Here is a 9,662-nt window from a genome sequence, read left to right on the forward strand (position 1 = left end):
AATTTCCCGATCGGGAAATATTAGCCATAAAGAGCGACGGCATGGACTACGGCAGATTGGTAATGAAGTCTCCGCTGATTGGGAAGTGAATGCGTCTTGTAGTCGTTCGAGAACCTCTCACATAACAACTACACCATAGGATTTCTATCCAGCTTCCCCCGATATGCCGGATGCCGATGAGAGACGATTGCATCTACAAGGGCCGGCGGCTTCGAGCCCGTCAGCAACAGCATCTTCCCCGCCTTCATCTCCAAAATCTGATCGGCGGTCATGAGCTTCTGGCGCTGCTCGGCAATGGAGGTCTTGCGGCTCTCGCCGAATTTCGCGGACGATTGTTTCGTGCGGGTGAGCACCGTCTGATCGCCAAGCGCATTTGCGGCCCAATTGGCGGTTTCGAATTCGGCGCGGCCGAGACCGAAAATGCGGCTGGTGACGCAGGAGCCGAGAATGCTGGCGGTGTCGCCCTTGCCATAGACGCTTTCGATCTGACCCTTGTCCTGGGTGATGAACAGCGCCTCGATGCCGCAGCCGGCGGCGACGTTGGCGATGTTGATCAGCTTCTCCATGCGCCCGAGACGGACAAACTCGTCCAGCACAAGAAGCACGTTCTTTTTCGGCTTTCGAGCACCTTCAAGGCGGACAGCCATGCCGAGAATGATGTTCGTCAGCAACCGGAGAAAGACGGCCTGGGCGTCAACCTGGTCGAGCGGCACGACCATGAAGAGGTCGGCGCGGCCCTCGAACAGGTTTTCGAATGAGCATGTGGAGGTGCCGAGAAAGGTGCGCAATTCATCCGAACGAGCCCAATCGAATGCCTTCTTGATGGTCGTCTTGATTGCGCCGCGCTCGTTCTCGCCGGCTGCAAGGAAGGTGGCGGCGGCGGCGGCCGGGCGGGTGCCGAATGTCTCCGGCGCCCCAGCCCATTCCGTCAGCGTCTTTTCAAAGTTGGCGGAAAACAACAGGTCCATGATGGTGATCAGATTGCGATCAGCTTCTGCGCGCCTGGTCATGACGACCTCGATCACGGCGGCAATCATGGATTTCGCCATTTCAGCGAAGTGTGTACCGTTTCCGCCTTCCGGTCGAACAAGCCCCTCGGCAATGACCTCGATATCACGGACAAGGTGCGCTTGCCTGATATAGTCGAGCGGGTTGAAACGATCCTTCGACGGCTCGATGACACCGAAGGGGTTGAGAACCACGACTTGACGGCCGAGCGACTGCCGATAGCGGCGCGTCACGGCGAAGTTCTCGCCCTTGATGTCCAGGACCGCGACCGGCCCGTCATGGTCGATTATGGCGGGAATGACAACGGAAACCCCTTTCCCGGCGCGGGTGCCGGCGATGGCGACATGGTGACCGGCGCGCCATCCGGTCTTCGGGTTGGGGCGGTAGCGCAGCATCGCGCTGCCGGAGAGACCGAGCGGCAAGCCGGTATCGTTGTGCCGGAGTTGGCGCAGCTCACTCCGGTTCATCCATCGGGCGCGCCATGGGCCTTGTTTTGAAATGCGGTTTGACGAAGCTGGGGCGACAATCGAGATCACGCGCAAGATGAAGAACAAGGGCACAGGCAGGCCGATGGCAAGGCTGGTTTGCACACCAAGCTTTTGCGCCTCTGTGAAGCGATCCCATGTCGATAGCGTGCCCCGGATGCTCTCGATTCCGGAATAGCCGGCGTTGCGCCAGGCCTTGAAGCTGTCGAGCAGGACGCCTGCCGCAATAGTGGGGTCGGCAAGGGCGAGAGCAGACGCGGCAAGGAGGGCAGCCCCCACAGCTAAGCCCGACGCGCTGCGGATGCGGCCCTGGGTGTCTCCCACCAAGGTCAGCAGCGCAAACCCGAGAAACATAACCAGGATGGCGGCGCGCGCGTTCTGGTAAATGGGTGGCCAGAACAAGGGTGCGGTTTCCATCAGCAAGAAACCTGCAGCAACCACGGCAATGGAAAGGGCATAGCGATAGGGCTGAATGATGAAATTCATGGATCGAAACTCCAGACGGAAATGAAAATCAGTTGCGGCCGCGACCGTGCGCGGGTGATCGAACTGTCACGTCGGCGGCGCGACCGCCTCCAGCATCGCTTCGGCTTGCTCCAGCAGGGCGAACGCTTCCGTCAGCTCGGTCGAGGCCGTGCCGCTGGAATGATTGCCGGAGGCGAGCCAGGCGTTCATGAACGTAGCCTGTGACGCGATGAGCGATTTCAGCGATCCTTCCAAAGCCGCTTGCCGGTTTTCGATCATGTCGGTCGAGCGTTTCTCCAGCGCCTCGAACTGCGCGGTTCCGCTCTGCAAGGTGTTTATCAACGTCTCGACGTAACCCAGCAATTCGCGCTCCAGCGGCGACAGGGTCTCGGGCATCGGTGGTCTGGTGGTTTCGCTCATCGGTCAATCTCCCTGGAAGATCTTCAGGCATGGCGTTTTGGCGGTCCCGGCCTGACAGGTGATCAGCTGAAGGCGGTTGACGTCCCAGGTCAGGACTTTGCCGTTGCTGGTCTGGTTGATCTGCAAGCCCATTTGCCAGAGGCTGGCGCTCTGGGCGCGGTCGATCATCAGCCCCGCCCAAAACCAACTCGCGGTGAAGCTCAAAAGGACGATCAGCAACGCCATCGCGCCCAGGGTCAGGAGGTATGGTTGCACCATCGACCGGAGCCGGTTCACGTCCGCCTCGGTCTTCGCCAGCGCCGCGTTCAAGTGCTGGCGGTTCGCGTCCGTGAAGCTGCGGATATCGGTCTCGATTGTAGCTTGCGCGCGCTTCAAGGCTTCGCTCCAATCGGTTTCGAAGCTCGTCGAGGGCGATGGCATCGAGCCGGCTTCCGGAGCGGGTGGGCTCGCCAGCCGCTCTTTCAAGCGCTCGCTCAAGGGTATTCTCTCGGGTCCAGTCTTCACGGAACAGGTCTCCTTTCAGACGCCAGCGCTCGTCCGTCTCCGGATCGCGCGCGGTGATGTAGTTTTTGCCGGCGCGCGGCAGATCGAAACCTGCCGCCGTCAAAGCCTCAGTCATGCTTGGGCGGTCATGGATTTCGCCGGTCTCGATGCGCTGGACGATCCAGTCATGGATCATCTCGCGGGCATCGCCGCGCCTGACGCTTTCGATAAGGCTGACGGTTTCGCGTGAGCGCTCCGGGGCCATCGGATCGTTCCAGCCGTGTTCCTTGTTCAGCACATCCCGCAAAGCGTCGTAGTGCTTCTGGTAGCCGGGCGGCGCGATGTTGAGGCTGCGCCCGCTCACAAGCTCCATGCGCGGCGTCACGAAATGCAACTCGACGCGGCCCTCGTGCGTGTGTCGCACCCAAAGCATTTCGCGCTGGTCGGCTTCCATGCCGGCGAAGGCAAGGTTCTCGAAGGCGTCCATCACCTGCCTTTGCTGGGCAGGGTTCGGCGCGTCTTCCGCCGTGAAGGCGATGACGCCGGCGCGATAGGTCCACTGGTGGGGGCAGGCGTCGATCAGCGCGCGCATGCGGTCTGCATCGCCGCGCAGCACTTCCGGCAGGGGCTCGCGGGCAAACAGCATGATCTCGCCGCGCTTGTCGCGGATCGCGTTGCGGTTCTGGTCGTAAGCGACGACGTCGCGCTCAACCAGATAGTCAACCGGTCCCGATCCGCCGCCCTGGCCGTTGCGGAAGAACTTGATCAGCACGGCGCGCCATCCTTGGCCGTGAACTGCTCAAGGGTTTCCGATAGCGCCCGCTCGATGGCGACCAGGCGCGCGGCAACCGTGATTGTGTCGATGGCGGAGAACTGGCCCTGAGCCTGGGCCGTGTTCAGCCATCGGGCGATCTGGTTGAGGTTACCGCCGATCCGCGCGACGGCGCGCACCAGCTCCGGGTCCACCTTGGGAACCGGACGGCGGCGGCGTGCCTCGGTGAGGCCAAGCGCTTCCCGCATCAGCGTGGCGAAGGGCAGGCCGGCCCGCGCCGCGCGTGCGGTCAGCGCCTGCTTTTCCGATGCCGTGCAGCGGAAAACCACAACGGCGTTGAGTTCGCCCTTTGGCGGTCGCCGCGTGCTCTTGGTGGGGTTTGAAGGGGAGGCTTGCCTCCCCTCACAAGGCTCCCTGTCGGACGGCTCGCCGTATGACAGGGGTCGCCTTGCTCCCTTCAAATCGCCAGCCGTCATGACGCCCTCCGGACTGTCGTCTGCCGGGCGGTTTCATCGGCAATGTGGTCACGGCGGCGGCTGAAGAAAGCGATCCAATCGAGCGCGCTCGGGCTCGTCTCGTCCGGTGGCCAATAGCCCGGCAAGGCATAACCCGGTCTCCTAGTTTTCACCGTTCGAAGGCCCAAGGCGTCGATCGATGGTAGCCCGTGACGGCGCAACCAGGTGCGCCATTGCTCGACCTGATCCGCCTTGGTCTCGGCGACGAAAACGAGCGGGACGGCTCGCCGCGTCTCGACGCGCGGCGGGGCGTCCTCGCGCGGGTTAGGTTTTTTTATTTTTTCTTTCTCTGGGTTTGGTGGACATATTTGTCCCCCTTCGCCGGACACATCTGACCGCCTTGCCGGACGATTTTGACCGCCTTCGTCGGGGTAAAGGGTGACAACGTTGTCCGTCTTTTCGCGGGCATCCGATGCGCGTAAAATCGACGCCGCTGAGGGACGATATACCGTGTTGTGCCCGACGCCATTTCCGCGCTCGACCTCGAACCATCCTTTGGCCTCGAGTTCACGGACGGCGCGCTGAATGGTCTTGACGCTCTTGCCGGTCGCGTCGGCAATCGTTTTATAGGACGGCCACGCCTTTTCGGTGTGGCCGTTCAAATGCGTGGTGACGATATAGAGCGCCACGGATCGCGCGTTGTCGCTCAAATCCTTGTCGCAGCTCAACTGCTGAAGCCATTGCAGCTTCACGTCCCGAAATGGTCGTGCCCCGCTCATGCGCGCCTCCCTGGGCGCAATGCGAGCGGAAAGGAAGGGCCGAAAACGGTCGGAAAAAGTGGGACGGCGGCTTTGTTAAACCATTGATTTTTATGAAGCGGTGTTTTCGTCCCACACGGGGTTAAGCGGCTGATTTTCTTGGAATTCGGCGTTCCCTCCGGGCCCACCATTCTGACGCAAGCGCCAGTAGGGGGCCAACGGCCAAATGGATGACGGGAAATTCAACGCTCTCCTTGAGCCGGCCAAGAAGGATCGCACTGTGCATGTGCGTGTCACGGTTGACGAACATGCGGGGATCGAGAAGGCGGCCGAGGATGCCGGCATGACGGTATCCAGCTTTTTCCGGTCGCTGCTATTGGAGGGGGCAGGCGTCCGGCCGATCCTGACGGGGGATGACCGCCTAGTGATGGCGGCTTTGCTCGAAGACATGCGGATGATCGGAATCAACCTCAACCAGGTTGCAAGGGCGCTCAACAGTGGCCGGGGCGTCCATCCAAGCGAGCTGAATATCAACCTCGAAAACGTGCAACGCATTCAGGCGGCGGTGATGAGCGAGCTTCGCTCTATGTCGCGACGGGCTGGTTATCAGCGTCGAGGGGAGAAGTAGCCGTTGGAAATCTTCTTCGGCGCATTCACCAGCGAATGGGAGCAGCGGCGCGCAGCGCTGGTGCATGAGATGACGTCTGGTGGACGTGGTGCCGCGGCCGAGGAAGAAATGCGGAAGCGCCTGAAGCAGCTGTCTCAGCTCGGCGCAGGCGGTGGAGGAGGTTCTGGCGGCGCTTCTCGTGGGGAGCGCGCCGGATCGAGGAGCCGGTGGGCTCCTCGAGACCAAGCGACGGCGACACCATCAAGCCGGCCGATGGAGACGCGGCTTGCTGCCGTCGCCAAGGGAAGCCAGCCGGCCGTCGTCAAAATGGCGTCTTATGGGGGCGGTGCGCGAGTAGGGGCAATGTTGAACTACGTGTCCCGATCCGGAGAACTGAAGGTTGAGGACGAAAACGGCAGGATCCTTGAGGGCCGCGAGGAATTGGCCAGGGTGCGCGGTGATTGGGATCACCTTTTCCAGAACCGTGCCGAAAGCCGCGACATCGGGAGTTTCAGCGTCGAGATAACGGGCTCTAGGCTTACGTCCGACGACGCTTTGCACGAGTTGGTACGGAGCACCTTATCAAGTGGCTTTGGCGATCGCCGCTATGCCTATGCGGTCGAGAAGCATCAGGACGGTTCAGTCTCGGTTCAAGGGCTGGTGGTGCTCCGAAGCGGGCAGGGGGAGCGGCTGACAGGAGACGCTAAAGCGGCCGATATCATCCAGGGGCGGTATGATGCCAGTGCGTTCGCCAGCGAGGCCGGCGCGATGTTCTCGTTTCATGGGTATGGGAACGGTGTCGAGTTCGGCGCCATCCGTTTGCGCGACCTGGTCGACCAGTATCAGGATGTTCGCGACGATCGGGGCCGGTCAGTATCTGGCGAGAAGGCTGCAGGGGATCTGGTACAAAGGGAATGGCGCGGTGATCTGCACAGCCGAAGGAGCCGCGACGTGATGCACGTCATCATGTCGGCACGGGCCGGAACGGATGCAGCGACTTTCGAGGGTGCCGTGCGCGATTTTCTAGCGCACCAGTTTGCGGGCCATCGTTATGTCTTCGCCATGCACGATCCTGCCAGCGATCCGAAAGAGGCTGGGGAGGGGGGCAAGCGACCGCACGTTCATGCGCATGCGATCATCGCCATGAGATCGGATGCCGGCGATCGCATAGAGACGACTCCGGCCGTGTTTCGCGAATGGCGATCGGTCATGGCCGAGAAGGCGCGGGAACATGGCATAGAAATGGAAATGACCGATCGGCGAGAGTTTGCCACTCCGCCCGCCTTCACGCGGACGCAGGTTCGGCCGGTGAGCCGTAACGGTCGCACGGAGCATGTCGGGACGAGCGAGCCAGCGCAGGCGCGGTATGACGCCAAGCGCAGCGGCCGGCGCGCGGTCGCGAAAAGCGACAGGAGCCGACAATACATCATAAAGGCGCAGGAATCGTGGCAGAAGGTCGCCCTTGCGAGCGGTGATCGTCAGACCATTGTCTATGCTACACAGCACCGAGAATACTTAGAAGCTGGGCTTTCGGAGGCAACGAAGGACGCCGGCGCCAATATCATTCACGCAGATTTCGGATCGAATTTCCGCGCCAATTTGGTTACATTGCAGGAAATGGTTTTGGAGGGTCAAGAGTTGCGCGAAACGTCACGAGCAGAGTTCGAGGCTTATGAGAAGAAGGTGGAAACGGCGTTGTTCAAGCTGGAGCGCACCGTGGCCGCAGATGACCGAGCCGACTTTGATGAGGTAGCGGGCTTGGCCCGTGACTTCGTCAACCAGAAACGTGAGCTGGTAGAGCTATATGAAAAGCGCAACGAAATGCAGGCTACGCAGAGCCGTGAAGAGCTGACAGAAGTCATTTCGCCCGACGGAAGGATGGACGGAATGGAGCAATCGCAAATGCCCGAGGAGGAGTTTGCGCGCGCCGTTGAGGCTGAGATCGGCCGGCTCAAAGCAGAGGGCTTTAGCAAGGCATATATAAGCGAACGGAGTTTTGAGATTGAGGACGGCGTTCTCAAGCAATACGCCGAAGCTGCTCGCAATTCCTCACGTGATCCTATCAATGACGCGTGGGGATCAGCAGTCGCCAAACACGGCGAGGCTGTCGTCGAGGCCGGTAATGATGCCATGATTGACGTCGACCACTACCGCGAGGGGCTCGATCGGATCGAAGCAGGGGAGTTTTCAGCCGACGGTAAGGAGGCAATGCAGGCCGGGCTTGATCAGGCGATGCAGCGTGCCGCGGAATTGGCTATCGCTGGGAACAGCTACGTTCGAGAGATTGCCAAGGAGGATCCCGATCTACAACGGTTGATCGATCAGGCGGAAAACAATGTTCCGTCGCGCAACGATGACCGCGAAGAGGTCATAAAGGGAGTGCAGGGCGTGATAGTCGAGCGGATCGATCGACTTGACGAGCGTTTGAACAGCCAGGATTCGCCGAATTTCATCTCAGAAGATAGCTACGCGACGCGAAGCGAGGCCAGTGCCGAACGTCAATTCCTGTCGCACATGAGTGCTCAGCTCGATAGGCTCGGCCCGGATGAGGTTCTTGATCTCTCGCGGACCGAGGTTGACTATGGTTACGATGATGAGGACGCGGATTCGGCTCGCATGAGCGGGCTCGAATATGAGCCCGAGATCGAAAGGGATAGGCGAGAGCATGAGGGCCATGTCGAAAGTGTTGCTCCTCAATTGGAGCAATTGAAAGTACATGGCGTTGTCGTCGATACCAGCTTCGAGGCCGTCGAGCCGGCGCCGATTGATGAAGCCGCCTACTTAGCTGAGATGCAGAGGGAGTTTGACCCCGAAGCTGAGCCCGACCGTGAGGACGATGCTCGGAAAGCCCACGAACTAGCTTCGACGGTGGACGCTACTAATCGTCTGCAAGATCGTCTAAATAAAGAGAGTGAAGCTGATCACCGCAGCGGAGATACCACACGGACTGACCCCGCCCAACAGCACGTTCCTCGCCTTGAGGAGCTTGAGCGGGAACAAATGGAACAGAGGGAACGCGACCGCGACGATCGGGACCGTTAAGGGATATGTTGAAGGATAACCGGCAACAATACGTCATCCAGAGCAATGACCCGAAAGGCGACGAGGGGTTTGGCAAGTTCTTCGCCGTTGTTATCGTATTTGTATTTTTTCTCGGCTGCGTCCAGGTGGCATCGGAAACGGTGATGGCTTGGTATCGTGACTCGATGGATTGGGTGAACGAGACAGCGACCTATCTAGGAAGCTTCTGGCCCTTCTAATGGCGGGGCTCATTTTAAGAGGTCGGCATAAAACATGCTGACTTCGTATCAGCGGGGTCTTACTCCGAAGCCTCTTTTGCCAGCGCTTTCACCAGGTTGACGAGCTTCCGCCGGATCTTTTCGTCCTCAATCTTCACAAAGGCGCGATTGAGAGCCAGCCCCTCGACGGAATTCAGGAACTGCGTGATTTCCCTGCCGGCTCCCGGCTCCGGTTCTAGCGGACTGGAAGAGCCCCCATGCCCCTCCTCGAAAAACCATGCAACCGGGACGCCGAGAATGTTTGCGATGGCCTGGAGCCGGCTAGAGCCGACCCGATTTGTGCCCTTCTCATATTTCTGTACCTGCTGGAAAGTGATCCCGAGCCCTGCTGCCAGGGTCGTTTGGCTCAATCCCATTAGCGTTCGTTGCAAGCGGATGCGGCTGCCGACATGAATATCGATAGCATTCGGAGTTTTGGTCTGCGGTTTATGGAGCATCATGGCCTCAAATTGTTTGCGCAGCCAATGGAATGCACAGCGCAGTGAGAAGGTAAACTATGGTCGGCTCTGCGTTACGACTTCATCTGTGAATGCGCAATGTAGTACATCAGTCGTCAAGCGGAGACGTGAACCCAAACTCCCGCAACACACGTCGCGCCTGTTCATAGGCCGATGCCAGGTCCGCGTTTGCCGTCTGCCAAGACTCGAACAGCTCAGCGCGTCGCTGACCAAGCGACAGGTATGCGGATTGGAATCCTTCGTGATCGCCCGGCCTGAGTGAAGCCCTCGACAGCTTCTCCGTCCATATATGCAGAATGACCCGCTCCTCGGCGTCCAGCGCATCCTTCTGTTGCTGAAGCTCATGAAAGCGCGCCTCGGCCTGCCGGTACGCATGCAACGCCTTCGCTGTGCTCGCCCGCAAATGCAAAGAGTTCCAGAGTCTTCTTTGCAACCCCCATTTCCCCATTTGT

Annotated in this window: 12 protein-coding genes; 5 read left to right on the forward strand and 7 right to left on the reverse strand. The window is 60.0% G+C overall.

Features of this window, described 5'->3' with window-relative positions; translation table 11 throughout:
* Window positions 1-128 precede the first annotated feature (128 nt).
* The 3 genes from ILFOPFJJ_RS29785 to ILFOPFJJ_RS35445 form a co-directional block, all read right to left on the reverse strand.
* Window positions 129-1,979: a type IV secretory system conjugative DNA transfer family protein gene (locus ILFOPFJJ_RS29785; RefSeq protein WP_173514123.1), complete on the reverse strand. Its 1,851-nt coding sequence runs from the start codon at window positions 1,977-1,979 to the stop codon at window positions 129-131.
* Window positions 1,980-2,045: 66 nt separating this feature from the next.
* The gene (locus ILFOPFJJ_RS35440) at window positions 2,046-2,378 is read right to left on the reverse strand and encodes a hypothetical protein (protein ID WP_246299921.1); all 333 of its coding nucleotides are present in this window, start codon (window positions 2,376-2,378) and stop codon (window positions 2,046-2,048) included.
* 3 nt (window positions 2,379-2,381) lie between these two features.
* Window positions 2,382-2,687 (reverse strand): hypothetical protein, encoded by a 306-nt coding sequence (locus tag ILFOPFJJ_RS35445; RefSeq protein ID WP_246299923.1) that lies wholly within the window; start codon window positions 2,685-2,687, stop codon window positions 2,382-2,384.
* 19 nt (window positions 2,688-2,706) lie between these two features.
* Here ILFOPFJJ_RS35445 and ILFOPFJJ_RS36610 point away from each other — a divergent pair, with 19 nt between their 5' ends.
* Together ILFOPFJJ_RS36610 and ILFOPFJJ_RS36615 are read left to right on the forward strand one after the other, a co-directional pair.
* Window positions 2,707-3,111: a hypothetical protein gene (locus ILFOPFJJ_RS36610; protein ID WP_376741471.1), complete on the forward strand. Its 405-nt coding sequence runs from the start codon at window positions 2,707-2,709 to the stop codon at window positions 3,109-3,111.
* 30 nt (window positions 3,112-3,141) lie between these two features.
* A complete protein-coding gene (locus tag ILFOPFJJ_RS36615) occupies window positions 3,142-3,744 on the forward strand; it encodes a hypothetical protein (protein ID WP_376741472.1) in 603 nt (200 codons plus the stop codon).
* Here ILFOPFJJ_RS36615 and ILFOPFJJ_RS35455 read toward each other — a convergent pair.
* Both ILFOPFJJ_RS35455 and ILFOPFJJ_RS29800 read right to left on the reverse strand, forming a co-directional pair.
* The gene (locus tag ILFOPFJJ_RS35455) at window positions 3,627-4,109 is read right to left on the reverse strand and encodes a MobC family plasmid mobilization relaxosome protein (RefSeq protein ID WP_246299906.1); all 483 of its coding nucleotides are present in this window, start codon (window positions 4,107-4,109) and stop codon (window positions 3,627-3,629) included. The genes ILFOPFJJ_RS36615 and ILFOPFJJ_RS35455 overlap by 118 nt on opposite strands.
* Complete coding sequence (locus ILFOPFJJ_RS29800) at window positions 4,106-4,867, reverse strand: helix-turn-helix domain-containing protein (RefSeq protein WP_173514125.1); 762 nt, start codon at window positions 4,865-4,867, stop codon at window positions 4,106-4,108. Before ILFOPFJJ_RS29800 ends, ILFOPFJJ_RS35455 begins: the two co-directional genes overlap by 4 nt.
* A gap of 205 nt (window positions 4,868-5,072) precedes the next feature.
* Between ILFOPFJJ_RS29800 and ILFOPFJJ_RS29805 the strand changes: the two genes are divergently transcribed.
* From ILFOPFJJ_RS29805 to ILFOPFJJ_RS29815, 3 genes are read left to right on the forward strand one after another with little or no spacing between them, the layout of a single operon-like run.
* Entirely contained in the window at window positions 5,073-5,474 is a 402-nt protein-coding gene (locus tag ILFOPFJJ_RS29805; protein ID WP_173514126.1) for a plasmid mobilization protein, read from the forward strand.
* A gap of 3 nt (window positions 5,475-5,477) precedes the next feature.
* The gene (locus tag ILFOPFJJ_RS29810; protein ID WP_173514127.1) at window positions 5,478-8,495 is read left to right on the forward strand and encodes a conjugal transfer protein TraA; all 3,018 of its coding nucleotides are present in this window, start codon (window positions 5,478-5,480) and stop codon (window positions 8,493-8,495) included.
* A 5-nt stretch (window positions 8,496-8,500) separates the two neighbouring features.
* Window positions 8,501-8,713, forward strand: a complete 213-nt coding sequence (locus ILFOPFJJ_RS29815) for a hypothetical protein (protein WP_097596258.1) — start codon at window positions 8,501-8,503, stop codon at window positions 8,711-8,713.
* A gap of 59 nt (window positions 8,714-8,772) precedes the next feature.
* Here ILFOPFJJ_RS29815 and ILFOPFJJ_RS29820 read toward each other — a convergent pair whose 3' ends face one another.
* Entirely contained in the window at window positions 8,773-9,189 is a 417-nt protein-coding gene (locus tag ILFOPFJJ_RS29820) for a helix-turn-helix domain-containing protein (RefSeq protein ID WP_376741473.1), read from the reverse strand.
* A 109-nt stretch (window positions 9,190-9,298) separates the two neighbouring features.
* Window positions 9,299-9,658, reverse strand: a complete 360-nt coding sequence (locus ILFOPFJJ_RS29825; protein WP_097596260.1) for a hypothetical protein — start codon at window positions 9,656-9,658, stop codon at window positions 9,299-9,301.
* Window positions 9,659-9,662: the final 4 nt, after the last annotated feature.

Origin of the sequence: Sinorhizobium psoraleae, assembly GCF_013283645.1 — a bacterium.
In the GTDB taxonomy this organism is placed as follows: domain Bacteria; phylum Pseudomonadota; class Alphaproteobacteria; order Rhizobiales; family Rhizobiaceae; genus Sinorhizobium; species Sinorhizobium psoraleae.

Coding starts and splice junctions, on each gene's coding strand:
- ILFOPFJJ_RS29785 (WP_173514123.1), bottom strand. CDS start 1,979: ATGAATTTCATCATTCAGCCCTATCGCTATGCCCTTTCCATTGCCGTG.
- ILFOPFJJ_RS35440 (WP_246299921.1), bottom strand. CDS start 2,378: ATGAGCGAAACCACCAGACCACCGATGCCCGAGACCCTGTCGCCGCTG.
- ILFOPFJJ_RS35455 (WP_246299906.1), bottom strand. CDS start 4,109: ATGACGGCTGGCGATTTGAAGGGAGCAAGGCGACCCCTGTCATACGGC.
- ILFOPFJJ_RS29800 (WP_173514125.1), bottom strand. CDS start 4,867: ATGAGCGGGGCACGACCATTTCGGGACGTGAAGCTGCAATGGCTTCAG.
- ILFOPFJJ_RS29805 (WP_173514126.1), top strand. CDS start 5,073: ATGGATGACGGGAAATTCAACGCTCTCCTTGAGCCGGCCAAGAAGGAT.
- ILFOPFJJ_RS29815 (WP_097596258.1), top strand. CDS start 8,501: ATGTTGAAGGATAACCGGCAACAATACGTCATCCAGAGCAATGACCCG.
- ILFOPFJJ_RS29820 (WP_376741473.1), bottom strand. CDS start 9,189: ATGCTCCATAAACCGCAGACCAAAACTCCGAATGCTATCGATATTCAT.
- ILFOPFJJ_RS29825 (WP_097596260.1), bottom strand. CDS start 9,658: ATGGGGAAATGGGGGTTGCAAAGAAGACTCTGGAACTCTTTGCATTTG.